Source organism: Streptomyces sp. NPDC026672 (genome assembly GCF_040638185.1).
GTDB lineage: Bacteria > Actinomycetota > Actinomycetes > Streptomycetales > Streptomycetaceae > Streptomyces.
Window position 1 is genome coordinate 23,649 of record NZ_JBEZXS010000012.1, and the last position, 23,823, is coordinate 47,471.

Annotated in this window: 18 protein-coding genes; 3 read left to right on the forward strand and 15 right to left on the reverse strand. The window is 73.1% G+C overall.

The window, feature by feature from the left end; translation table 11 throughout:
• Positions 1-23: 23 nt before the first annotated feature.
• Genes AB0F77_RS16175 through AB0F77_RS16185 form a run of 3 tightly spaced genes read right to left on the reverse strand, consistent with a single transcriptional unit; the run spans position 24 to position 3,943 of the window.
• Positions 24-1,421 carry a carboxyl transferase domain-containing protein gene (locus AB0F77_RS16175; RefSeq protein ID WP_361947835.1) on the reverse strand — a complete coding sequence of 466 codons (1,398 nt, stop codon included), beginning with the start codon at positions 1,419-1,421 and terminating at the stop codon, positions 24-26.
• The gene (locus AB0F77_RS16180; RefSeq protein WP_361947838.1) at positions 1,414-2,865 is read right to left on the reverse strand and encodes an acyl-CoA synthetase; all 1,452 of its coding nucleotides are present in this window, start codon (positions 2,863-2,865) and stop codon (positions 1,414-1,416) included. Before AB0F77_RS16180 ends, AB0F77_RS16175 begins: the two co-directional genes overlap by 8 nt.
• A 40-nt stretch (positions 2,866-2,905) precedes the next feature.
• On the reverse strand, positions 2,906-3,943 hold the full coding sequence (locus tag AB0F77_RS16185) for a MerR family transcriptional regulator (RefSeq protein ID WP_361947841.1): 1,038 nt from the start codon (positions 3,941-3,943) through the stop codon (positions 2,906-2,908).
• A 154-nt stretch (positions 3,944-4,097) separates the two neighbouring features.
• On the opposite strand from AB0F77_RS16185, the gene AB0F77_RS16190 reads away from it, so the two are divergent.
• Positions 4,098-4,970: a hypothetical protein gene (locus AB0F77_RS16190; protein WP_361947844.1), complete on the forward strand. Its 873-nt coding sequence runs from the start codon at positions 4,098-4,100 to the stop codon at positions 4,968-4,970.
• 142 nt (positions 4,971-5,112) lie between these two features.
• Here AB0F77_RS16190 and AB0F77_RS16195 read toward each other — a convergent pair whose 3' ends face one another.
• Entirely contained in the window at positions 5,113-5,715 is a 603-nt protein-coding gene (locus tag AB0F77_RS16195; protein WP_361947847.1) for a hypothetical protein, read from the reverse strand.
• 241 nt (positions 5,716-5,956) lie between these two features.
• Here AB0F77_RS16195 and AB0F77_RS16200 point away from each other — a divergent pair, with 241 nt between their 5' ends.
• A complete protein-coding gene (locus tag AB0F77_RS16200; protein ID WP_361947850.1) occupies positions 5,957-6,730 on the forward strand; it encodes an IclR family transcriptional regulator in 774 nt (257 codons plus the stop codon).
• A complete protein-coding gene (locus AB0F77_RS16205; RefSeq protein ID WP_361947853.1) occupies positions 6,727-7,572 on the forward strand; it encodes an SMP-30/gluconolactonase/LRE family protein in 846 nt (281 codons plus the stop codon). The genes AB0F77_RS16200 and AB0F77_RS16205 overlap by 4 nt, the downstream gene beginning before the upstream one ends.
• Positions 7,573-7,603: 31 nt before the next feature.
• On the opposite strand, the gene AB0F77_RS16210 is transcribed toward AB0F77_RS16205, so the two are convergent.
• The 11 genes from AB0F77_RS16210 to AB0F77_RS16260 form a co-directional block, all read right to left on the reverse strand.
• Entirely contained in the window at positions 7,604-9,028 is a 1,425-nt protein-coding gene (locus tag AB0F77_RS16210) for a pyridine nucleotide-disulfide oxidoreductase (RefSeq protein ID WP_361947856.1), read from the reverse strand.
• Entirely contained in the window at positions 9,021-10,250 is a 1,230-nt protein-coding gene (locus AB0F77_RS16215; RefSeq protein ID WP_361947859.1) for an MAB_1171c family putative transporter, read from the reverse strand. Before AB0F77_RS16215 ends, AB0F77_RS16210 begins: the two co-directional genes overlap by 8 nt.
• The gene (locus AB0F77_RS16220; RefSeq protein WP_361947862.1) at positions 10,247-10,846 is read right to left on the reverse strand and encodes a toxin-antitoxin system, toxin component family protein; all 600 of its coding nucleotides are present in this window, start codon (positions 10,844-10,846) and stop codon (positions 10,247-10,249) included. Before AB0F77_RS16220 ends, AB0F77_RS16215 begins: the two co-directional genes overlap by 4 nt.
• A gap of 144 nt (positions 10,847-10,990) precedes the next feature.
• Positions 10,991-13,978 (reverse strand): beta-galactosidase, encoded by a 2,988-nt coding sequence (locus AB0F77_RS16225; protein ID WP_361947864.1) that lies wholly within the window; start codon positions 13,976-13,978, stop codon positions 10,991-10,993.
• Positions 13,979-14,351: 373 nt separating this feature from the next.
• Complete coding sequence (locus AB0F77_RS16230; RefSeq protein WP_361947867.1) at positions 14,352-16,082, reverse strand: histidinol-phosphate transaminase; 1,731 nt, start codon at positions 16,080-16,082, stop codon at positions 14,352-14,354.
• A 209-nt stretch (positions 16,083-16,291) separates the two neighbouring features.
• Positions 16,292-17,536, reverse strand: coding sequence for a multiple monosaccharide ABC transporter permease (gene mmsB, locus AB0F77_RS16235; protein WP_361947870.1), 1,245 nt, complete (start codon positions 17,534-17,536; stop codon positions 16,292-16,294).
• Positions 17,533-19,212, reverse strand: a complete 1,680-nt coding sequence (gene mmsA / locus AB0F77_RS16240; RefSeq protein WP_361947873.1) for a multiple monosaccharide ABC transporter ATP-binding protein — start codon at positions 19,210-19,212, stop codon at positions 17,533-17,535. The genes mmsB and mmsA overlap by 4 nt, the downstream gene beginning before the upstream one ends.
• Positions 19,213-19,244: 32 nt before the next feature.
• Positions 19,245-20,351: a multiple monosaccharide ABC transporter substrate-binding protein gene (gene chvE, locus AB0F77_RS16245; RefSeq protein ID WP_361947876.1), complete on the reverse strand. Its 1,107-nt coding sequence runs from the start codon at positions 20,349-20,351 to the stop codon at positions 19,245-19,247.
• Positions 20,352-20,506: 155 nt separating this feature from the next.
• Positions 20,507-21,493, reverse strand: a complete 987-nt coding sequence (locus AB0F77_RS16250) for a hypothetical protein (RefSeq protein ID WP_361947879.1) — start codon at positions 21,491-21,493, stop codon at positions 20,507-20,509.
• Positions 21,494-21,591: 98 nt separating this feature from the next.
• Entirely contained in the window at positions 21,592-22,596 is a 1,005-nt protein-coding gene (locus AB0F77_RS16255) for an alcohol dehydrogenase catalytic domain-containing protein (protein WP_361947882.1), read from the reverse strand.
• Entirely contained in the window at positions 22,593-23,753 is a 1,161-nt protein-coding gene (locus tag AB0F77_RS16260; protein ID WP_361947885.1) for a mandelate racemase/muconate lactonizing enzyme family protein, read from the reverse strand. The genes AB0F77_RS16255 and AB0F77_RS16260 overlap by 4 nt, the downstream gene beginning before the upstream one ends.
• Positions 23,754-23,823 lie beyond the last annotated feature (70 nt).

The following is a 23,823-nucleotide window of genomic DNA, read 5'->3' on the forward strand; positions in this document are numbered from 1 at the left end:
CGCCCGCCGGGCGGCGGGGTTCTCTACGCATCCTCCGGGCGTGGCACGGGCGGCGCCTTCTGGAGGGGGCCGGGCGGGGTGCGGCCGAACGGATGAGCACCGGTGCGGATCACGCCCAGCTCGGCCAGGTCCTGCGGCCGGATGCGGAGCCGGTCGGCCGTCGCCCCGGCCTCCTCCGGCGGGCGCTTCAGGATGGCCGCCGCCAGTTCGGGCGCGATGACGGAGAAGTAACTGTCGGGTACGGCCCAGGTGTTGCCGGGCGCGGCCAGCGCGAGCGCGCCGCCCGAACCGCCCTCGCCGATCAGCAGCGTCGTCACGGGTGTGCGCGCCGTCGCGACCGCCGTGAACAGGTCCGCGATCGCGGGCCCCGCGCCCTGTCGTTCGGCCTCGGCGTCGTTGGCCGCGCCGGGGGTGTCCACCAGGGTCAGCACCGGGATGCCGAGCCGGTCCGCGAGCCGGATCAGCCGGGCCGCCGTACGGTAGCCGGCCGGGCGGGTGGCCGCCCCGGTCTGCGCCGCGTACGCCACCGTACGGCCCCCGTGCGTGCCGAAGCCGCACCGGATTCCCTCGGGGTCCCGGCCGCCGCAGCGGTCCCCGGAGATCTCGGCACGCTCGGTGAAGTAGGCGTCCAAGTAGGCGTCCGCGTGCGGGCGTTCGGGGGAGCGGGCGCGCAGCACCGACTCCCGGCCGGTGGCCGGGGGCGCGGTCGTGCCGAGCGCGGCGGGCGGGGGTGCCTGGTCCGCGGGGCGGGTCAGCAGCCGCAGCCACCGCGCCAGTGTGTCCCGCAGCTCGGCGGGCGCTACGAGCGCGTCCGCCGAACCGGCCGCGACCTGGGCCTCCGCGGTGTACGCGGCCGGGTCGGCGTCGGCCGGGCGCACCCGCGAGCCGGCGAAGCCGACCTGGGCGCCGGGCAGCGCCAGGACCACGTCGGCGCCCGCGCCCAGGGTGGCCCAGCCACCGCCCGTGGTCGGGTCCCGCAGCACCGAGACCTGCGGCAGTCCGGCCTCCCGGGTGAGCGCCGACTGCCGTGCCACGCGCTGGAGTTGGGTGAGCGCGACCATGCCCTCCTGCATCCGGCTGCCGCCCGTGGCGACCAGCGCGACCACCGGCAGCCGGTGGGTGCGGGCGTGGACGTACGCCGACTCCAGCCGGTCGCCGGTGCGTTCGCCCAGCGAGCCGCCGAGGAAGCCGAACTCGAAGGCGATCAGCACCGCACGGGTGCCACCGACGGAGGCGGTGCCGCAGACGACGGACTCCTCCTCGCCGGTGCGGGCGGCGGCGCGGGCGCGCGAGGCGTCGTAGCCGGGCCAGGAGATCGGTCCGTCCACCGCCGACTCCCGTGCGGGGTACGGGAGTTCGCTGAAGGTGTACGGGTCCTGGACCAGGTCGAGCACCTCGCGCGCCGACGGCCGCTCAGGCATGGCCCAGCGCCCGCTTCATGATCTTCCCCATGTCGTTGCGGGGGAGTTCGGTCAGGTGGCGGACGACGCGGGGGCGCTTGTGCGGGGCGAGCCTGCGGGCCACGTGGTCGGCCAACTCCTCGTCGCGCGGCGGGTTCGCCGCGTCCTCGGGGACGATCCAGGCCACGATCCGCTCGCCCAGGTCCGCGTCCGGCTCCCCGGTGACGGCCGCCTCGCGCACCCCGGGGTGCTCCAGCAGGGCGTTCTCGATCTCACCGGCGCCGATCTTGTAACCGCCGCTCTTGATCAGGTCGGTGGCCTTGCGGCCGACGATGCGGACGTAGCCGTCGGGCTCGCGCACCGCCATGTCGCCGGTGCGGAACCAGCCGTCGGCGGTGAAGGCGGCGGCGGTGGCGTCGGGGCGGTTGAGGTACTCGGTGAACAGGTTCGGGCCGCGCACCTGGATCTCGCCGACGGTCTGCCCGTCGTACGCGGCGAGGACCGTGCCGTCCTCCTCGACCAGGCGCAGCTCCACGCCGGGCAGCGGCACGCCGACCGTGCCCGCGCGGGGCTCGCCGTCGGCGCGGACGCTGGTGTTCATCAGCGTCTCCGTCATGCCGTACCGCTCGATCACCCGCTGTCCGGTCGCCGCCGTGATGCGCTCGTGGTCGTGGACGGGCAGCGCGGCCGAGCCGGACACCAGGAGCCGGGCCCGGCCGAGCGCCTTCGCCAGGGCGGGGTCGCCGGGCAGGGCCTCGGCGATGCGGTGGTACATCGTCGGGACGCCGAACAGCATGGTCGCGCCGTCGGTCAGCTCCCGGGCCACCCCCTGGGTGTCGAAGCGGCCGAGGTGGCGCACGCAGCCGCCGCGGCGCAGCGGGCCGAGGACGCCGAGGACCAGGCCGTGCACGTGGAACAGGGGCAGGCCGTGCACGAGGACGTCGTCGCCGGTCCACTGCCAGGCGTCGGCGAGGGCGTCCAGGGTCGCGGCGAGGGCGCGGCGGGGGACGACGGCGCCCTTGGGCGGGCCGGTGGTGCCGGAGGTGTAGACGATCAGGGCGGGGTCGTCGTCGGCCGTGCGGTCCTCGGGCAGGTCGCCCGAGCCGTGCACGTCGACGTCCGCGCGCTCCGTCCGCGCGAGCGCGGGCGGGAGTTCGGCGCCCGGTGCCGTCAGGACGAGGGCGGGGGCGCTGTCGGAGAGGATGTGCGCGAGCTCCTTCTCGCCCGACTTGGGGTTGAGGGGCACGGCGGGGACGCCGGCGAGCAGGGCGCCCACCACCGCGACGGCCGTCTCCAGCTCGGGGGTGGCCCACACGGCCACCCGGCCGGCGCCCCGGACACGGGCGGCGACGGCGCCGGCCGCGGCGGCGAGCTCCCCGTAGGTCAGCGCCCGGCCGTCGCCGGTGAACTTCAGGGCGACGCGCTCGCCGGGACCGCCCGTCAGGGCCGGAAAGAGGGTGGACACGCGGCGCACTCCTAGCCACTCGGGGACGACGCCTACCTTCCTACCCCAGCGGCCCCCCGAACACGACCGCACCCAAGCGGTGCGCTAGGGGAACCCAACGGGGAGAGCGGGCGCCGGCACGTTCCGGGCCACGGGTCCACCGTGGCCGGCCGCACAGCTCCCCGCGCCCCTTTGGTCGGACGGGTGGACGGAGTTGGTGGTTCTGCCTGTCATGTGGGCGGTCACCTGCACCACGACCGTGTCCAGGCGGTGTGCAAAGAGAGGTCCGGGGGTGCCGGTTCGTTTCAGGCCGCGGGTCCGCCGCGGCCGGCCGCGCAGTTCCCCGCGCCCCTCTGGGGGCGGTGGGGCCGGCCCCTGTCAGAAGTCCGACTGGGTCACGTCCGCCACCGCGCAGCAGGTACGCGCGGGAGTCGCCGATGTGTGTCAGGGCCAGGCGGGAGCCCGTCCACAGCAGTGCGGTCAGTGTGGTGCCCGCCTCCTCGTCGCTGGCCGCCTCGCGGGCGGCCTCGCTCGCGGCGTCCGTCGCCGCTTCCAGGAGGTTCAGTACGGCGGCGCCGGACAGTTCGGTGGTCTCCAGGTGTTTCAGGGCCTCCACGGCCGCGCTGCTCGCGGGGGCGCCCGTGGGGCCGTAGCCGTCGGCCACGGCCAGGAGGCGGGGGCCCGCGTAGGCGGTGTCCTGGTTGGTGGGGCGTGTCCGTCCGGCGTCCGAACGGGCCGAGTGCCGCAGTTCCAGCATGGCGGTGTCCTTCCTCACGTCGTCGGTCAGGTGTGCGACGAGGAACGTGGCGAGGTCCCGTCGTGCGGCCGTCTCCGCCTCGACCCGTGCCCAGTACGCCCGGATCTCCCGCGCGGCCTCCCGCGCGGGCAGGGCGCACACCTCGCGGATCCGGGCCAGCGGCATGCCGAGCCGCCGCAGCCAGGCCACGAGCCGGGCGCGCTCCAACTGGCTCACGGCGTAGTAGCGGTAGCCGGTGTCCGGGTCGACCCGGGCGGGGCGCAGCAGGTCCAGTTCGTCGTACAGGCGCAGGGCCTTGGGGGAGAGGCGGCCGGCCTTCGCGAAGGCGCCGATCGTCAGCATGGTCTCCTCCACGTCCCACCCCGTCCCGCTCGTCGTCGTGCTCCCGATGCTGCGGCTTCACCAAGGGTGAAGGTCAAACCCGTTGCCGTGGGTCCCGGAGACACGGTTAGCCTGCGGGGGATCAGTCGGACGTCCGTACGAACAGGGAGCCCCCGTGCCTCGTGTCGCCCTCGCCACCTACGACCCCGGGACCGAGCCCCACCGGGACCGCGACCTGCCGGTGCTGGTGCGGGCGCTGACCGACGCCGGGGCCGGGGCCACCGTCGTGGCCTGGGACGACACCGCCGCCGACTGGAGCGCCTTCGATCTCGTCGTCATCCGCTCCACCTGGGACTACAGCTGGCGCGCCGCCGAGTTCGTCGCCTGGGCCGAGCGCGTCGCCGCGGCGACCCGGCTCGCCAACCCGGCCCCGGTCGTGCGCTGGAACACCGACAAGCGCTACCTCGGCGACCTCGCAGCGGCCGGCGTCCCCGTCGTCCCGACCCGCTACCTCGCCCCCGGTGGCACCGACGGACTGCCCGCCGACCGGGAGTTCGTGATCAAGCCGACCTTCGGGGCGGGCGCCCGGTTCGCCGCTCGGTACACGCCAGGGGAGCACGAGCGGGCCGTACGGCACCTGGCGCGGATGCACGAGGAGGGGCTCACCGCGATGGTCCAGCCCTACATGGCGGGCATAGACGCCGGCGGCGAGCGGGCCCTCCAGTTCTACGGCGGCCGGCTGCTGCACGCCAGCCGCAAGCGCGCCGTCCTCGCGCCCGGCACCGCCTACGACGCCGTCAAGGTGCCGCACCCCGACCTGGAGCCGTGGACCGCGACCCCGGCCGAACTCGCCGTCGCCGAGCGGGCGTTGGCCGCCGTGCCCGGCGCGCCCGAGCTGCTGTACGCGCGGGTGGACCTGGTCGACGGCGACGACGGCGGCCCGCGGGTGATGGAACTGGAGCTGGTCGAGCCCAATCTGTTCCTCTTCCTGCACCCGGGATCGCCGGCCGCGGTCGCCGAGGCGATGCTGGCCGCCGCCACGCGCTGACGGCCAGGCGCCGACGACCACGTGCTGACGGCGGCGCGCCGACCTGACGCAACCACGGCCGCGCGCCCACCCGTACGCGCTGACGGCCGCGCGCCCACCCGTACGCGCTGACGACCGCGCGCCCACCCCCACCCGCCGATCGCTACGACCGGGCCGCCGTCCGCTGGAGCAGTCCCCAGGTGAACTCGGCCACGACCTCCCGCCGTACGCCCCGCGCGTCCGGCGCCGTGAACGCCAGTCCCCACCGGGTGGGCGCCGTGCCCTCCAGGGGACGGGCGGGCGCGAACGCGCGGGCCGCCTCGTCGACCGTGCAGGACCAGGGCGTGAGGTCGTCCAGGGTCGCGAGCCGGGGCGCGGGGGCGCCGGGCGCGCGCACCAGCCACTCGTTCCAGACCGCGCCCTCGGGGGAGAGCAGCACCTCGAAGCGCAGATCGGGCCAGAGCGGCAGCCGCCACCGCAGGGCCGTGCACTCCAGGTCGCCGATCACGCGCTTCGCCTCCTCCTCGGGGGCGCCCAGGACCGAGCGGTGGCGGGCGGCGGCCGAGCGCGCCCAGCGGGAGCGGACCATCGCCTGCCAGCGCTTGTTGGCCTCCCGCATCCGCGCGAGCGGCACGCCCAGTTCCCGCCGGGCGTCGTCGACGAGCTCGGGGTTGTGGTCAGCCATGCGGCGCAGCAGCACCAGCTGGAAGTCGAGCGGGGTGAAGGGCTCGGCGGGACGCTTCGCGGAGTCGGGCATGGCACCCATGCTCGCGCAACCCGGCCGCGCGCGACTGCTTGTGGGTGTCCGGCCGCGGGACGGTGGGGGCTTGTCGCGCAGTTCCCCGCGCCCTTCGGGGCGCTCCTGTGCGCCCCGAAGCCCCGGCGCCGGAAATCACGCATTGCCCGGACAACCCGCCATGACTAGCCTGTGATGGTCGTTCGCCATGCCGATCGTCTGTTGAAATATCGAACACAGACGCCGAGACCACCAGGGAGGGGGCCGGACCATGGGACGCCTCGTACCCGCCGTGACCCGTGCTCTCGACATACTCGAACTGTTCCTCGACGGGGACGGCACGCTGTCCGCCCCCGACATCGTGCGCCGGCTCCGGCTGCCGCGCACGACCGTGCACGAACTGGTCACCACGCTCGCCGCACGCTCGTACATCGTGCCCGTACCCGGACAGCCCGGACGATACCGGCTCGGTGTGCGGCCCTACCAGCTCGGCAGCCGGTACGCCGAGCAGCTCGACCTCGCCGCCGAGGGCCAGCAGGTCGCCCGCTCGGTCGCCGAGACCTGCGACGAGACGGTGCACGTGGCCATCCTCGACGGCACCGACGTGATCTACATCGCCAAGGTCGACTCCACGCACGCGGTGCGCATGGTGTCGGCGGCGGGGCGGCGGTTGCCCGCCCACTGCACCTCGGTCGGCAAGATGCTGCTCGCGTCGCTGCCCGAGCCCGAACTGACCGCGCGCATCCCCGACGGTACGGAGCTCACCGCCATGACACCCGACAGCATCACCGACCCGGGGGCGCTGCGCGCGGCGCTCGCCGGCATCCGGGAGAAGGGGATCGCGGTCGAGAACCGCGAGTCCAACCCGGACGTCAGCTGTGTCGCGGCGCCGGTGCGCGACCGTGCGGGGCAGGTCGTCGCCGCCCTGTCCATCTCGGTGCCGATGATCCGCTGGAGCGACGAACGCCGCGTGGAACTGGAGCAGTTGGCGGCCAAGGGCGCCGCCGAACTCTCCGAGCGGCTGGGCCACAGGACCGCGGCGTGACGGCGTACGAGGTCGCGGTGCGCGCGACGGCGGAACTGGGCGAGGGGCCCACCTGGGACGCGGGGGCCGGACGGCTGATCTGGGTCGACATCCTGGGCGCGCGGGTGCACGCCTACGACCCCGCGACGGGGCACCGCACGGTCCGCACCACGCACCAGCACGTGGGCGCCGCGAAGCCGCGGGCGGGCGGCGGCCTGGTCCTCAACCTCCGTGACGGGGTGGGCCTGCTGGACCCGGACGACGGCTTCCGCTGGCTGCACCGCGAGCCGGTACCCGGCCGCCGGGGCAACGACGCCGCGGTGGCGCCCGACGGCTCGCTGTGGGCGGGCACGATGCGCTACGACGAGGCGGCGGGCGGCGGTACGTTCGCGCGGTTCACCGGGGCGGGCGCGGCGAGCACGGTCCTGCCGTCGGTGACGGTCAGCAACGGCACCGGCTGGAGCCCCGACGGACGCCTGCTCTACTACATCGACACCCCGACCCGGCGGGTGGACGTCTTCGACCACGACGGCGAACGGGCCGCGAACCGGCGGGAGTTCGTGACGGTCCCGGAGTCGGCCGGCTATCCCGACGGGCTCACGGTCGACGCGGACGGCTGTGTGTGGGTGGCCCTGTGGGACGGCGCGGCGCTGCACCGCTACACCCCGGAGGGCACCCTGGACAGGGTGATCCCCCTGCCCACCCCGCGCACCACGGCCTGCGCCTTCGGCGGCGCCGACCTGACGGACCTCTACGTCACCACGGCCCGCACGGGCCTCGCCGCCCCGGACCCCCTGGCGGGTTCCCTGCTGGTGATCCCGGGAGCGGGCCAGGGGGTACGACAACCGGTGTTCGCGGGCTAGCCGGCCCCACCGCGGGCACCGACCGGGCCCCCTACAGAACCCCCGCCGCCTTCCACTCCTCCGCGGTCAGCGGGGGCCCGGTCAGCGCCGGTTTCAGCGGTCCCACCACCGCCCCCAGCACCACCCGCGGCGCGAGCAGCGTCTCCGCGCCGCGCTCCAGCGACGTCACGTCCGTCACCCGCCGCGCGATCCGCCCGTTGCCCGTCGCCGTCCGCAACAGCCGTCCCACGTACGCCGACATCACCCGCTCCCGCAGCGTCGGGCCGCTCTCGGTCGCCCCCGGGTAGAACACGTCCGACCCGGTCGACAGGTCCCACGCCGTACGGGCCGCGCGCCCCACGGCCCGCTGCACCTCCCGCGCCAGCCCCGGCGCCCCCACCCCCTGCCGGGACACCACGTCCCGCACGGCGACCGCCGTCTGCGCGGCCACCGCCATCCCGTGCCCGTACACCGGGTTCAGCGCGCACACCGCGTCCCCGAGCACCACGAAGTTCTCGGGCCACACCGGCATCCGCTCGTAGAAGTACCGCCGGTTGGCCGTGGTCCGGGTGAACGCGACGTCCTCGCCCAGCGGTTCGGCGTTGACCATCAGCTCGGCGATCACGGGATGCGCCAGCTCCTCCCGCGCGAACCGCTCGAAGTCCCCCGGGTCGACGCCCGGTTCCCCGCCCCGGCCGCCGTACAGGGTGATCATCCACTTGCCGTCCTCGACGGGCATCAGCACCCCGCCCCGGCCGGGCCGCCCGCTCCGCGGATCGGCCTGCACGGTGACGATGGGGAACCCGCCGCGCGCGGACTCCGGCGCCCGGAACACCCGTGTCGCGTAGGCGATCCCGGAGTCCACCTCGCGCCGCTCGGGCGCGGGCAGCCCCATCGAGGTCAGCCAGTGCGGCGTCCGCGATCCGCGCCCGGTCGCGTCCACGACGAGATCCGCGTCGAGCCTGCGCCCGGCCCCGTTGCTCCCGCCGCTCCCGTCGCCCCCGCCGACCGCCCGGGTCCGTACGCCCGTCACCGCCACGTCCGTGCCGAGCAGCCCCACCGCCTCGGTGCGTTCCAGGAGTTCGATCCGCCCGTCGGCCAGCACCTGCGCGCGCACCACCGAGTCCAGCAGGTCCCGGCTGCCCGGCAGCACGAACGCGGACTCGGCCCAGCGCCGGTACCAGCCGTACGGGGACAGCGCCACCATGTCCGTCGTCACCGGCAGCCGGGTCACCCCGGCCGCCCGCAGCCGCTCCGTCACCCCCGGCAGCAGCAGCTCCAGCGCCCGCGCGCCACCCGACCACAGGTGGTGCACGTGCCGGGCCTGCGGCAGCCCCCGGCGCGGCTCGGGCCCGTCGGGCAGCGCGTCCCGCTCGACCACCACGACCCGGTCGGCGTAGGGGGTCAGGGCCCGGGCGGCGAGCAGCCCGGCGAGGGAGCCGCCGAGGACGACGGCGGTGGTGGTGCGCTCACTCATGTACGGCAACGCTCTCTGCTGGGACGGCCGCACGCGCGCGGACCGCCGCGATCTCGTCGGGATGACGGAGGGCTCGGGACACGGCCCCGATCTCCTGGAGCAGGTTCGTGGTGTCGGGCCCGGTGGCCCCCTCGGGCGGTTCCGGCGTGCGGCCCCGGGCCTCGACGGCGTCCAGGACGGCCACCGCGGAGGCCAGCGCACGCGCCCACGGCTCCGGATGCCCGAGGTCCAGCGCGGCGGCGTACGCCCGGCCGCCCGCCTCGGTGTCGATGTGCCGGGCCAGCGGCAGCAGGACGTCCCTGATGTACGTCTCGCGCCGGGTGAGCCGGAGTTCGAGCGTGGCGCGCAGCACGAGGGGGACGCCGGAGCCGCTGACGGTCCGCATCAGGTGGTACAGGGGCCGCAGTTCGCGGTGGGCGAGCCGCAGCCGCCAGCGGTCGTGGAGGTACTGGCCGGCGTGCGGCAGGATGAAGCCGACCGCGATCACGATGGCGGACAGGGCGGCGACCAGCGGCGCCAGATTGGTGCTCAGCCAGTCCAGGTCCCGGCCGAACCAGCGCGCGGCGACGGCCGTCAGCTTCGACCCGTCGAAGATCAGGTTCAGCGCGTAGCCGCCGCCGAGCAGCTTCAGTCCCCAGCGCAGCCAGGCGTCCAGGCCCTCGGTGCGCACCCAGTTCCAGATCAGCCGGGACGTGATGAGGCAGGCGACGAAGTGCGCGACGAGGTAGAGCAGGATCTCCTCGCGCATGAACGGGGTGGTGGCGTAGTAGGTGTCCAGGTCCCGCAGCCGCTCCACCGGGGCGTCCGCCAGCGCGAACAGCACCCACAGGGCGGCGATCACGCCCGAGTAGCCGCACACGATCCAGCGCATCGCGCGGCGGGTGGCGGCCGAGCGTTCCGACAGGCCGTTGCGCCAGGCGACGATCAGCAGCAGACAGGAGCCGCAGAACGCGGTGAGCAGCGAATAGCACCAGGGCGCCGAGATGTTGGGCACGCCGGTGACCCGGTTGGTCCAGGCGATCGTGGACGGCGTGACGAACACGAACACCGTGCAGGCGAGCAGCAGCAGACCGCCGACCGCGCGCAGCAGCGGGTCCCGCCACAGCCGGATGATCGTGGGCAGCTTGATCACCAGGGCCACGGTCAGCACGGCGGTGGGTATCCAGAAGGAGATGGAGAAGTCGTCCAGGACGCCCGCGGGCGCCTCGGCCGTGCCGTTCACCGCGTCGCTCCGCCGCGGCCGCGGTAGCCGAACGCCCGCTGGAGGGGGTCGGGCCGGGCCGCGAGCCCGGTGACCAGCGAGCGGAACCGGGTGGCGAGCCGGTGGCCGAAGTCGTCGGCCTCGGCCTCGTCGGACTTGCGGGAGCCGTTGCGGGCGGCCACCGTCAGGGCGGCGTCGCTCAGCCCCGGCGCGTCCGCGAGGGCGCGGGCGGCCTCGGCGCCGAGCCGGTGGTGGTGCCGGTGCCCGGCGTGCAGATGCCACAACTCGTGGCCGAGGATGACCAGTTGCTGCACGGCCTCGGCCCGTTCCTCGACGATGACCAGGTCGAAGTCCGCGAACTCCAGCCACAGCCCGGTGACGTCGATCTCGTCGGGGAACCGCTCGAAGCGCAGCTCGACGGGGCGTCCGCCGCGCAGCGTGCTCATCTCCTCGCACAGGGCCACGCACAACTCCCGTACACCGACGGGCGGGTGGGGCCGGGTGCGGACCGCGCGGGCGAGTCCGGCGGCGAGTGCGCGCTTGCCGGCGCCGGCCCGCAGGCCCGGCGGCTTCGCGGCGATCCGGGCCGCCCACTGCCGCGCGCCCGCGACGTCCATTGCCTCCCCTTTCGCCCGCCGAACGGCGGCTCGTCCGACACTACGCGTCCGGACGTGTCCGCGTCATGCGATCCGGCGGCTGTTGTTCAAGGGAGAACGACCGTCTTCGCGGGTGGGCGGGCGTGGGGCGTCACCGGCGTCGTCTCACCGGCCGGGGGAGTCGACAGCCGTCACGGGAATCCCTCCCGCCGCACTTCCGAGCAGCGCCAGCCGGACCTTCCCGGGCCCCGAGACGGTGGTGCCGTCGTGGAGCACGGCGAGCGCGAGCGTGTTGGCGCCGCGGGTGCGCAGGATGCCGTTCGGGAGGACGAAGGTGTGCTGCGGGCCCACGTCGTTGATGTACTGGCCCATGTTCCAGCCGTTCAGGAACACCTGGACGCGGTAGGCGCGTTCGGGATCGTCCTCCAGGACCAGTCCCACCGAGGCGTCGACGCCCGCCGGCACCGACAGCTTGAACGTGGTCCGGTACCAGGTCACGCCCTGCCCCCGGTCCGCGCGCGGGAAGGCGGCCGCGGACCAGCGGCGGTCGTCGAAGCCCGGCAGGTGCCAGCCCGCCCGCTCCCCGTGCAGGCCGCCGTTGTTCTGCGGCCCGCGCACGGGGTCGGGCGCCGCCTCGCCCCGGATGCGCCAGGTCACCGCGGGATCGGCCCCCTCGAACGCGACCCGGGTGAGTCCGCGCGCCACCTTGTGGGTGTCGAGGGCCTTGCCGTCCTGGTCGTGCTGCATCCGCCGGACGAGCACCGACAGCACGTGCCGGCCCGGCGCGCGCAGCGCCCTGCGCGTCCTCCTGGACAGCCCGTCCAGCGACAGGGTGGCGGTGGCCGTCCAACTGCCCTGCCGGACCGTGTCCTTGCCGGGCACGGGCATCCGGTGCGAGCCGAGCGGCACCCCGTCCAGCCAGGCCATCAGCATGCCCTGGGTGCCGGTGCTGTAGGCGAGCGACACGGACTCCAGGCCCTCGCCGCCCTCGAAGCGGCCCCGGTACCAGACGTCCCCGTAGTGGAAGCCGTAGTCGTCGGCGAACAGGACCGGCCCGTCCTCGGGCACGGGGGTGGTGCTGAACGACGTGGTCCGGTCGGCGACGGTCCAGTCCGAGTCGTCGAACCCGGGCGCCGACTCGGGGTTCTCGGTCCTGCGCCGCCAGCCGCCGAGCGCCGGCAGCGCGATCGGCTCCACGCCGGCGAGCAGCGCCTCGGCGACGAGGCTCCCGCCGCGGGTGACCCTGGTGCGCACCGGGCGCCCGTTCCACTCCACGGCGCCGATGCCGCGCGGCCCCCACACCTCAAGACCCGTCGCCCGGACCGTGTCGCCGGTCAGCCGTACCGTCGGGCCGTCGAGCGTGACACCGCGCACCAGCGCCGGGCCGTAGACCAGCACGGTCCCCGACGGGGTGTCGTACGGGAACAGCCGGGTGGCGGTCGTGTCGTCGGCGAACAGGAGCAGCAGCGGTCGTCCGCTGTCGCCGCGCTCGATCAGCACCCGGGCCAGACCGCCCCGGCCGAGCTCCACGTTGACGTGCAGCTCGCCCCGGTCGTACACCCAGGCGGTCTCCTCGTCGAGCCGGGTGACCCGTGGCTCGCTCGGGCAGTCCAGCACGAGGTGCGCCATCTCGCCGTAGCGCCCGGTGAACACGGCGACGTCCTGCGGGCCGGAGGTGAGCACCAGCATGGGCTGCGCGGTGGCGTACTTCAGCTTGCGCCCGCCGAGCGCGAGTCCCGCGGTCAGCAGCCGGGCGTCGTGCGCGGGGACGGTGAGCCGGAGGTCGCCGCCCGCGGTGGGCAGGGTGCTGGAGACCTCGGCGGCGGAGTCGTTGCGCGCCACGTACACATGGGTGCCGGTGTCCGGGTTGGTGAGGTGGTAGACCTTCAGCCCCTCGGCCCGCACGTCGGCGGCCCGGTCCAGCTTGGCGAAGTCCGGGACGTGCCGCAGGAGATGGCCGATCTGGTGCATCGGCGCGATCTTCGGGGTGACGTTGCGGGCCTCGTCGATGGCTGCGCCGTAGTCGTACGACGTGTAGACGACCGGCGCGGGCAGCCAGCCCCAGGAGGTGCCGCCGAAGGTCATGTAGACGTTGTGCAGGGTGAGGCCGTTGGCGAGGTTGGTGAGGTAGAAGCGGCGTTCGTAGGCCGCGTCCCGGGTGCGGCGGGACTCGGCGTAGCCCTTGCCCTGGAACTCCACCCCGCCCCACGGGTCGAACCAGCCGCCGCCGAACTCCGGTACGAAGCCGGGGGTACGGGGGCTGGCGGTGGCGCCGCCCTTGAGGCCGCCGGGCCCGAAGTGGCCCCAGTCGGGCGGGGGTTGGGAGGGCGAGGGGTAGCCGTCGAACCCGTAGAGCCACTTGCCGCTCTCGCCGCCGGTGTCGAACGAGCCCGGGATCCAGTGGCCGTTGCGGCCCTTGTCGTTGTGGAACAGGGGCACGTCGACACCGTCCGCCCGGACCTTGCGGTACAGGTGCGCCATGTAGTCGCGGCCGGTGGCCTCGGTGACGTGGGCGTCGTACTCGTTCTCGATCTGGTACAGCAGGACCGTGCCGTCGCCGTGGGTGAACAGGTGCCGGCGCACGATCCGGTTCACCGCCGTCAGCCACCCGTCGACGTGCGACAGGTACGTCGGGTCGGCCGTGCGTGCCGTGCCCTCGGTGGCCGTGAGCCAGCCCGGGAAGCCGCCCGCGTCGATCTCGGCGTTGATGTACGGGCCCGGACGCACGACGACGTACAGCCCGGTCTCGGCGGCCGTGCGCAGGAACAGGTCCAGGTCGCGGACGCCGGTGAAGTCGTAGCGGCCGGGGGCGGGGGAGTGGACGTTCCAGGAGACGTAGATGCTGACCGCGTTGTACCCGTGCGCCCGCATCTTCTGGAGGACGTCGCGCCACAGGGAGGGGCTCGGCAACCGGAAGGGGTGCATCTCACCCGACCAGACCACCAGGCGTCTGCCGTCCACCAGCAGCGAGTACCGGTCGTGGCCGACCGTGTGCGCACGGCCGTCGGCGCCGGGCGGGGCCGGTGCGGGACCGGTCGGCACGCTGCGCGCGGCGTACGCCGGGGGCGCCACCGGGCCGCCGCTGCCGCCCAGGGCGAAGCCGAGCGCGGCCGAGCCGGCCAGGGCACTGAAGGAACGTCTGCTGAGCGCCAAGGGAGCCTCCCGGGCGATCTTACGGGGCGCGGGCCCGGCCATTGTCCACGGCCACACCCCCCACAACGCCCCCATGAGCCCTCAGCACGCCCGAATTACCCGATACGGACGCCACCGGAGCCTGCCGCGGAGGGGCAGCGCCCCGAAGGGGCGCGGGGCTGTGTCGATGTGCGGCTCCGCCGCGTGGGCGCGACCAGCCACAACGGCGCCGCACCCGTAGCGGACAACGCCTCGCAGGGGCAGCGCCCCGGAGGGGCGCGAGGCTGTGTCGATCTGCGGCTCCGCCGCGCGGGCGCGACCAGCCACGACGGCGCAGCAGACGAACGACGGCACCTCGCGGCACGACCGGTGTTTCGCGGCGCACCCGGTGGAGCTACCCCGCTTGGTTCATGCCCGCCGCGTCCGGCCAGCTCTGGGCGTTGGGCCACCCCGTGGCGGGCGCCGTGGTCAGCCCCTGCGGCGGAGCCGTCATGCCGCGCACCTGGGCCGCCGTGAGACCACCGCGCGCCGGCACGCCCGGCGGGGTGAGGCCGGGGGAAACCGGGGGCGCCTGCGGCGGGACCGGGGTGGAGGCCACCATCGGGATCGGCCCCGTGGAGACCGCGGCCGCGGGGGCCGGGGCGACCGGGACCTGCGGCGGCACGGGCGCGGCGACCGGGACCTGGACGGGCACGGGCACCGGCGCGGCGACCGGGACCTGCGCGACCGGGACCTGGGCCTGGACGGCGACCGGGATCTGCGGTGCCACCGGGGCCGCGGCGACCGCCGGGGTGGGGTGGGCTGCCGCCGGCATCGGGATCCCGCCATGGGGGTGGGCGGCGGGGAGCGGCATTCCGGTGCCGGCGGCCGTCTGGACGGGGCCGGCCATGGCGCTCGCGGCCAGCCCCATGATTCCCGCGCCGTTGGTCTCGCTGACCAACCGGTCGACCGCCGCCGTACCCGAGCTGTAGCTGGTCCCAGTGCCCGGCTCGGGCACGGCGGCTCCCCTCCCGGACCCGTAGAGCACCGACTCCAGGCCGGACACCAGGCGACGCACGTCCACCTGGGGGCGCACCACGAGCCGCAGGAAGCGGCTGGAAGACCCGATCTTGTTGCCGCACTCGCGGACCAGGATGCGGTGCTCGGTGAGCATCCGGTCCCGGACCACGGTGCCCTCGGCGCCCACGGGAAGGCGCACGAAAAGGAAGTTGCCCTGCGAGGGGTAGACCGTCAGACCGGGCAGGGCCGACAGCCTGCTCGCCATGTCCTGACGGTCACGGCGCACCTGGAGCAGGCTCTGCGCGTACTCCGTGCCGTGCTCCTTCAGCATGAACACCACGTGCTCCGCGAAGGAGTTGAGGTTCCACTTCGGCAGCATCGAGCGGATCTTCCCGGCCAGCGCCGGGTTCGCCACGAGATAGCCGAAGCGGATGCCGTGCAGGCCGAAGTTCTTGCCCAGGCTGCGCAGCACGACGACGTTCGGGCGCAGCATCGCCTCCTGGACGACGCTCGGTTCGGCCTCCGCGTCCGCGAACTCCAGGAAGGACTCGTCGATCACCACCAGATCGAGGTCCGCCATCGCGTCCATGAACTGCACCAGCGCCTGCTTGTGCTGGTACCCGCCGTCGGGGTTGTTGGGGTTGCAGACCACGGCGACCTTGGTGCCGCGGGCGCGGATGAACTCGCCGTACTGGCCGAGGTCGAGGGCGAACCCGTTCGACTCCTGGAGCGGGTACATGTCGACCCGCTTGCCCGTCTCCATCGGCTGGTCGGTCCAGCGGCCGAAGGTGGGGACGGGGATCGCCAGCGACTCCCGCACCAGCAGGTGGTCGATCCAGGTGATGAGTTCGGTCGAGCCGTTGCCCATGGCCACGCACTGCGGGGGCAGTTGGAGCAGGCTGCACAGCTCGGCCGTGATGGTGTCGGCGCCGCTCGGGTAGTACGTGATGATGTCCCGCAGCCGGGCCGCCATCTCGTCGAACATCGCCGGCGTGGGGAAGTACGGGTTGCAGGGGATGCAGAAGTCCACCGGGCCGGTTCCGTCGCCGCCCTCCCGCGTCAGCGCCGCCATCGACGGGCTGTGCGCCGCGCCGCCGCGGAAGAGCGAGGTGACGTTGTCGGCCATGGAACCTCCGTCCGGCGCGAGCCCGGCGGGGACGTCCGGGCTCGTCGTTCTGGGTGGCCCGCGCGGGGGAGCACGGGCCGCCCTCTCATACGGAGACACGGGTGGCGTTGTTCAACTCGTGTGAAAAAAGTGTGAGTTGGCCACTCTCCGGGTACGGCCGCTCACCGATCGGACCCGTCAGTCGCTCACCGATCGGACCCGTCGGCCGCTCACGAACCGGACCGCCGCTTGTTCCACACGTCGAAGCCCACCGCGGCGAGCAGGGCGAGCCCCTTGATGACCTGCTGCCAGTCGGTGCCGACGCTCAGCAGGTTCATGCCGTTGTTCAGCACACCGAGGACGAGACCGCCGATGATGGCGCCGAGGACGGTGCCCACACCGCCGCTCATGGAGGCGCCGCCGATGAACGAGGAGGCGATCGCCTCCAGTTCGAAGTTGACGCCCGCCTTCGGCGAGGCCGCGTTGAGCCGGGCGGCGACCACAAGACCCGCCAGGGCCGCCAGGACACCCATGTTGAGGAAGACGTAGAAGGTGACCTTCTTGTCCTTCACCCCGGACAGCTTGGCCGCGGGCAGGTTGCCGCCGATCGCGTAGATGTGCCGGCCGAACACCGCGTTGCGCATGACGTAGCCGTAGCCGACCACCAGCGCGCCCAGGATGATCAGCACGATCGGGGCACCCTTGTAGCTGGCGAGCAGCAGGGTGACCACCAGGATCGCGGCGGTCAGCGCGACCAGCTTGAGCAGGAACAGCCGTCCGGGCAGCACGTCCAGGGCGAACTCCTGCTGCCGGCGCCGGTCGCGCACCTCCTGCCACACCACCGCGGCGATCAGGACGAGCCCGAGGAGCAGGGTGAGGTTGTGGTAGTTGGTGTCCGGGCCGACCTCGGGCAGGAAGCCGTTGCCCATCTTCTGCAGTCCGCCGGGGAAGGGGCCGAGGGTCTGCCCCTTCAGCAGGATCTCGGTGAGCCCGCGGAACAGCAGCATCCCGGCGAGGGTGACGATGAACGAGGGGATGCCCAGATAGGCGATCATGAAGCCCTGGAGCGCGCCCGCCACCGCGCCGACCAGCAGGCACAGCACCAGCGCGAACGGCCACGCCATCCCGTGCTGCACGGTCAGCACGGCCGCGAACGAGCCCACGAACGCGGTCAGCGAACCCACCGACAGATCGATGTGCCCGGCGATGATCACCAGCATCATGCCGATCGCGAGGATCAGGATGTAGCTGTTCTGGAGCACCAGGTTGGAGACGTTGCGCGGCAGCAGCAGGTCGCCGTCGGTCCACACGGCGAACAGCACGACGATCAGACCGAGGGCGATCAGCATGCCGTACTGGCGCATGTTGCGGCGCAGCCCGTCCAGCACCAGCCGGAGCAGGCCCCGGCCGCCGGCCGCCGCGCCGCCGCCCGGCGGCGCCGGGGCCGGGCTCTTGGCGGTGACATCCGTGCTCATCGTGACCCCTCTTCGTCCGTGTGGTCGTCGTCGGCGTGGCCCGCGTCCGCGCGGTCGCCGTCCGCCGGGCCCGTGCCGGCCCGGCTTCCGGCCGTCAGGTCCTTGTCCGCGTGACTGTCGTCCGTTCGGTGCCGCGGCGCGCCGTCCCTGGTCATGTGCCGCATCAGCACCTCCTGGGTGGCCTCGGCCCGCGGCACCTCACCGGTCAGCCGGCCCGCGGCCATGGTGTAGATGCGGTCGCACATGCCGAGCAGTTCGGGCAGCTCGGAGGAGATGAAGACGACCGCCTTGCCCTCGGCGGCCAGCCGGTCGATGACCGTGTAGATCTCGTACTTGGCCCCCACGTCGATGCCGCGCGTGGGCTCGTCGAGGATCAGCACGTCCGGCCCCGCGAAGATCCACTTGCTGAGGACGACCTTCTGCTGGTTGCCGCCGGACAGCCGGCCGACCGTCTCGAACACCGTGGGCGCCTTGATGTTCATGGAGGTGCGGAAGCCCTCGGCGACCTGACGCTCCTCGTGCTCGTCGACCACGCCCCGCCGCGCCACCTTGCGCAGCGCGGTCAGGGAGATGTTGCGGCCGACGGTGTCGATGAGGTTGAGGCCGTAGTGCTTGCGGTCCTCGGTGACGTAGGCGATGCCGTGCCCGACCGCCTCCGGGACGGTCCTGGTGCGGATCTCGGTGCCGTCCTTGAGGACCGTGCCGCTCGCGTGCCGGCCGTACGTCCGCCCGAACACGCTCATCGCCAGCTCGGTCCGGCCGGCGCCCATCAGGCCCGCGATGCCGACGATCTCCCCGCGCCGCACGTGCAGCGAGACACCGTCGACGACCTTGCGCTGCTGGTCGACGGGGTGGTGCACGGTCCAGTCGCGGATCTCCAGCGCGGGCGCCGCGCCCTCCTCCGCGTGGTGCGGGGTGCGGTCGGGGAAGCGGTGGTCGAGGTCGCGGCCGACCATGCCCGCGATGATCCGTTCCTCGGTCGTCCCCGGCGCCCGCACGTCGAGCGTCTCGATGGAGCGGCCGTCGCGCAGGATCGTCACCGAGTCGGCGACCCGCCGGATCTCGTTCAGCTTGTGGGAAATGATGATCGAGGTGATGCCCTGCTTCTTCAACTCCAGGATGAGATCGAGGAGTTTGCCGCTGTCCTCGTCGTTCAGGGCCGCCGTCGGCTCGTCGAGGATGAGCAGCTTCACCTCCTTCGACAGCGCCTTGGCGATCTCCACGAGCTGCTGCTTGCCCACGCCGATGTCGGTGACCCGGGTCTCCGGGTGGTCGTGCAGGCCCACCCGGCGCAGCAGCGCGGTGGCGTGCCTGAGCGTCTCGTTCCAGTCGATGAGCCCGCGCCGGGCGTGCTCGTTGCCGAGGAAGATGTTCTCCGCGAGGGACAGGAACGGCACCAGGGCCAGCTCCTGGTGGATGATGACGATGCCGTGCCGCTCGCTCGCCCGGATGTCCCGGAACCGGCACTCCTCGCCCTCGAAGAGGATCTCGCCCTCGTAACTGCCGTGCGGATGAACGCCGGAGAGGACCTTCATCAGGGTGGACTTGCCGGCGCCGTTCTCCCCGCAGATGGCGTGGACCTCGCCCCGGCGGACGGTCAGCGTGACGTCCGACAGCGCCTTGACTCCGGGAAAGGTCTTGACGATCGAGCGCATCTCCAGGACGGGTCCCGCCATGGTCGTACCCTCCAATCCGTAGGTGGGGACGCTTACTTGAGCTCGGAGTCGGTGTAGTAGCCGCCCTTGACCAGTACGTCCTCGTAGTTGGTCTGGTCGACGCTCACCGGCTGGAGCAGGTACGAGGGCACGACCTTGCTGCCGTTGTCGTAGGTCTTGGTGTCGTTGACCTCGGGCTTCTTCTTGTTGAGCACGTCGTCGACCATCCCGGCGGCGACGTCGGCGAGCTTGCGGGTGTCCTTGTAGACGGTCTGCGTCTGCTCACCGGCGATGATCGACTTCACCGAGGCCAGCTCGGCGTCCTGACCGGTGATCACCGGCAGCGGCTTGCTCTTGGAGCCGTAGCCGTCGGACTTCAACGCGGACAGCACACCGATGGAGATGCCGTCGTACGGCGAGAGCACCGCGTCGACCCGCTGGCTCTTGTAGGACGAGGTGAGGACGTCGTCCATGCGCTTCTGCGCGGTCGCCCCGTCCCAGCGCAGCGTGGTGACCTGGTTGAGCGCGGTCTGCCCGGAGCGCACGACCAGCTTCTTGCTGTCGATGTACGGCTTCAGGACGCTCATCGCGCCGCCGAAGAAGTACTTGGTGTTGTTGTCGTCGTTGGAGCCCGCGAACAGCTCGATGTTGAAGGGACCCTTGCCGTCCTTCAGGCCCAGCTTGTCGACGATGTAGTTCGCCTGGAGCTCGCCGACCTTGCTGTTGTCGAAGGAGGCGTAGTAGTCGACGTTCTTGCTGCCGAGGATCAGCCGGTCGTAGGCGATGACCGGGATGTGGGCGTCCGCGGCCTCCTGGAGCACGTTGTTGAGGGACTTGTTGTCGATCGCCGCGATGATCAGGCCCTTGACGCCCTGGGTGATCAGGTTCTCGATCTGCGAGACCTGCTGGTCCGGGTCGTCCTCGCCGTAGACCAGCTTGGTCTGGTAGCCCTTGGCCTTGAGGTTCTTGACGACGTTGTCGCCGTCCGCGATCCAGCGCTCGGACGACTTGGTCGGCATCGCGACCCCGATGGTGCCGCCCTTGGCGTCCGCGGAGTCGTCCTCGCTGCCACCGGAGCTGTTTTGGCCACAGGCGGACAGAGTGAGAGCGAGAGCGGCCGCCCCGGCTGTGAGGATGAGGGCGCTGCTACGAGTGCGCATGGTGATCGGTCCCTGTTCTTCTCGTCGTTGAGATGGGGTGAGCTGTTCGAGCGGGTTCGGCGAAGGCTCCGTAAGGGGCGCGGGGCTGAGTCGATGTGCGGCTCCGCCGCGTGGGCGCGACCAGCCACAGACGGGCCCGCAGCTCCCATCGGTCATCAGCCAGAACCTTCGGCGGGGAATTCGACGGGGAAGCGGTGGAGAGATCCCGGCAGACGGGACCCGAGCGGCGCCATACCCCCTTCCGCACCATGCCGGGCGAGCAGATCCAACGCGAGTCGCCCCCGCCGCACCCGCTCCCGCGCGGTGTCCAGCGTCACGTCCCGCAGATGGGTGCCCCACGGATAGATGCCGGGCGCCTTCGACAGGCCGAACTTGAGATAGAGCGGGGCGCCGCGCCGGATCAGCTCGGCGACCTCGTACATCCGGACGTAGCCGCCGAGGTCGTCCGGCGCCTCGATGTACATGTCCATGGGCGCGGCCGACACCCGCCGGATCTCGGTGAGGTGATCGAGCGTCAGATCGCTGGGCACGTTGACGGAGTCGGCGCCCAGCCGCTCGATCACCGCGTAGGAGGCCGGGTTGACCGGTCCGACCAGCGCGGAGACCTTGAGCGTGGTGTCCGCCGGGAGGATGCCCGCCGTGCGCGCCCGGTGCAGCGTCCACAGCACGCCCTCGTCGGCGACGAGCAGACACCTGACACCCAGTTCGGTCGCCCGTACGGCGTCCTCGACGCACCCGGCGACGGCGTCGTGGCCGCGGGCGCGCAGCCCCCCGCCGCGCGAGTCGGAGCGCACCGAACCGCCGATGTCCCAGGTGCCGCGCGGGCCCGTGAACAGACACAGTTCGATGTCGCGCTCGGCGGTGGCCTCGACCATCTCGGTGATCTCGGCGTCGGTCAGCATCCACACGCCGCTGCCCTGGCTGATCCGGTGGATCGGCACGTCGAGCCGCGCGGACTCCTTGAGGACGACCGCCAGGGCCTCGGGACCCTCGCACGAGGGGATCTCGGTGCGCCAGCGGCCACCGCCGGGGAAGGAGTGGGCGGAGGCGTCGGCGGGGTCGAGGGCGGGGGCGCCCAGACCGAGGGCGGTGAGCACCTGCTCGCCGGGCCTGCGGACTGCGGTGGCGGAAGAGTCGGTCACAGGCTGTCCTTCGTGTTCGGTATGTCGTACGCGGTTCGCGCACCGGGGCGGAAAGGGGCCCGGCGGCGGACCCGGGAAGGGGGCGTGACGGGGCGCCGCTACGGGCGCAGCAGCACCTTGCCGACCTTCGGGTCGCCCGCCCCCACCAGCTCGATGGCCTGCGCGAACCCGGCGAGGGGCAGCTCGTGCGTGACGAGCGGCAGCGGATCGAGCAGTCCGGCCCCGAACACCCGCACCGTGTGCGCCCAGGCGTCGGGCGGCGCCCCGAAGACGGTGTGCACCTCCAACTGCCGTACGACGAGATCGGTGGGGTCGAGGCCCGCGGCGCCCGGTGCCGGGATGCCCGTGAGGACGAGCCGGCCGCCGCGCCGCAGCAGGGCGGCGCCGGTGCGCGCGGCGGTGGCGGACCCGGCGGTCTCCACGACCACGTCGAAGCCGCCGGGCAGCTCCTCGTCGCGGGTGCGGAAGCCGGTGGCGCCGAACCGCAGGGACAGCTCCTCCCGGTCCCGTCGGGTGCCCACGACCAGCAGCTCGGCCGGCGAGTTCGCCCTGAGGAACTGCACGGCGAACATCCCGAGCGTCCCGGTGCCGACCACCGCGACCCGCTCACCGGGCCGGGCGGCCGCCTTGAGCGCGGCGGCGGCGACACACGCGGCGGGTTCCAGGAGGGCGGCGGCGGTGAGGTCCGCGTCGTCGGGCAGGACGTGCAGCAGCCGGGCGGGGAGGGTGAGGGTGCCGGCCATGGCGCCCGGCCGGGTGAAGCCGGTCTCCTCGTACCCGGCGGTGCACAGGGTGGTCTCGCCCGCGTGACAGCGGTCGCACACCTGGCAGTTGCGGAAGCCCTCGCCGACCACCTTGCGGCCGACCAGGCCGAGCGGCACCCCGGCGCCCACCGCGCGCACCGTGCCGGACCACTCGTGGCCGGGGACGAGCGGGTAACGGACGTACCCCTCGGGCCGGTTGCCCTGGTAGACCTCGCGGTCGCTGCCGCAGATCCCGGCCGCGTGCACGGCGACGAGCGCCTCGCCGGGTTCGGGCTCGCGCGGCTCGTGCGGTACGACCCGGTGGACCCCCGGCGCCTCGATCACGACGGCGTCGCTCATGGCCGGCCGCCCTTCGGCCGCCGCTGCTCCCAGCCCTCGGCCCACAGGTCGAACCGGGCCTGCTGCTGCGGGAATTCGGCGGCGGCGTCGGTGTCGAGCTCGACGCCGAGACCGGGGGCGTCGGAGAGCCGGAAGTAGCCGTCGACGACCTCGGGGGCGCCCTTGACCACCTTCTTGATCTCCGCGTCGGCGAAGTCGTTGAAGTGTTCGAGGATCTTGAAGTTCGGTGTGGAGAAGCCGACCTGGAGGGAGGCGGCGGTCAGGACCGGGCCGCCGACGTTGTGCGGGGCGACGAGCACGTAGTGCGTCTCGGCCGTGGCCGCCAGCTTGCGGGTCTCCCAGATGCCGCCGATGTGGCCGACGTCCGGCTGCACGATGTCGACGGCCTGGCTGTCGAACAGCTCGCGGAACTCGATCCGGTCGTGGATGCGCTCCCCGGTGGCGATCGGCAGATCGACCTTGGCGGCGACCTTCTCCAGCGCCTTCAGGTTCTCCGGCGGCACCGGCTCCTCCAGCCAGGCCGGCTTGAAGGGCGCCATCTCGTGGGCGAGGCGGACGGCGGTGGCGGGGGAGAAGCGGCCGTGCATCTCCAGCATCAGCTCGGTGTCCGGGCCGATGGCGTCGCGCACCGCCTCGATCAACGACACGGCGTACAGGCTCTGTCGGTGGTCCAGCTCGTAGTGGCCCGTGCCGAACGGGTCGATCTTCAGGGCCCGGTAGCCGCGGGCGACGACCTCCTGCGCGGCCTTGTGGTACGCCTCGGGGGTCCGCTCGGTGGTGTACCAGCCGTTGGCGTACGCCTTCACCCGGTCGGTGACGCTGCCGCCCAGCAGCTGCCAGACGGGCACGCCGAGCGCCTTGCCCTTGATGTCCCAGCACGCCATCTCGACCACCGCGATGCCGGACATCACGATCTCCCCGGCCCGGCCGAAGTCGCCGTACTTCATCCGGCGCACGAGGTCTTCCAGGGCGAACGGGTCGGAACCCAGAATGTGGTTGGCCTCGGCCTCCCGCAGATAGCCGATCAGCGCGTCGGTGTGGCCCAGCATCCGGGTCTCGCCGACCCCCGTGATCCCCTCGTCGGTGTGCACCTGGACATAGGTCAGGTTGCGCCACGGCGTCCCGACCACATGGGTGCTGATTCCGGTGATGCGCACGGCAGTTGCCCCTCGGCTGTTCGAGATTTCGTCATGCGTTCGAAATTCTGGCGAGACAGTAGGGAGGGGG

Bases quoted from the DNA above. Each gene is read 5' to 3' on its own strand.
- mmsA (WP_361947873.1), bottom strand. From the start codon at position 19,212: ATGGCGGGACCCGTCCTGGAGATGCGCTCGATCGTCAAGACCTTTCCC.
- AB0F77_RS16220 (WP_361947862.1), bottom strand. From the start codon at position 10,846: ATGGACGTCGCGGGCGCGCGGCAGTGGGCGGCCCGGATCGCCGCGAAG.
- AB0F77_RS16255 (WP_361947882.1), bottom strand. From the start codon at position 22,596: ATGAGCGACGCCGTCGTGATCGAGGCGCCGGGGGTCCACCGGGTCGTA.
- AB0F77_RS16210 (WP_361947856.1), bottom strand. From the start codon at position 9,028: ATGAGTGAGCGCACCACCACCGCCGTCGTCCTCGGCGGCTCCCTCGCC.
- AB0F77_RS16185 (WP_361947841.1), bottom strand. From the start codon at position 3,943: ATGCTGACGATCGGCGCCTTCGCGAAGGCCGGCCGCCTCTCCCCCAAG.
- mmsB (WP_361947870.1), bottom strand. From the start codon at position 17,536: ATGAGCACGGATGTCACCGCCAAGAGCCCGGCCCCGGCGCCGCCGGGC.
- AB0F77_RS16230 (WP_361947867.1), bottom strand. From the start codon at position 16,082: ATGGCCGACAACGTCACCTCGCTCTTCCGCGGCGGCGCGGCGCACAGC.
- AB0F77_RS16175 (WP_361947835.1), bottom strand. From the start codon at position 1,421: ATGCCTGAGCGGCCGTCGGCGCGCGAGGTGCTCGACCTGGTCCAGGAC.
- AB0F77_RS16195 (WP_361947847.1), bottom strand. From the start codon at position 5,715: ATGGGTGCCATGCCCGACTCCGCGAAGCGTCCCGCCGAGCCCTTCACC.
- AB0F77_RS16200 (WP_361947850.1), top strand. From the start codon at position 5,957: ATGGGACGCCTCGTACCCGCCGTGACCCGTGCTCTCGACATACTCGAA.
- chvE (WP_361947876.1), bottom strand. From the start codon at position 20,351: ATGCGCACTCGTAGCAGCGCCCTCATCCTCACAGCCGGGGCGGCCGCT.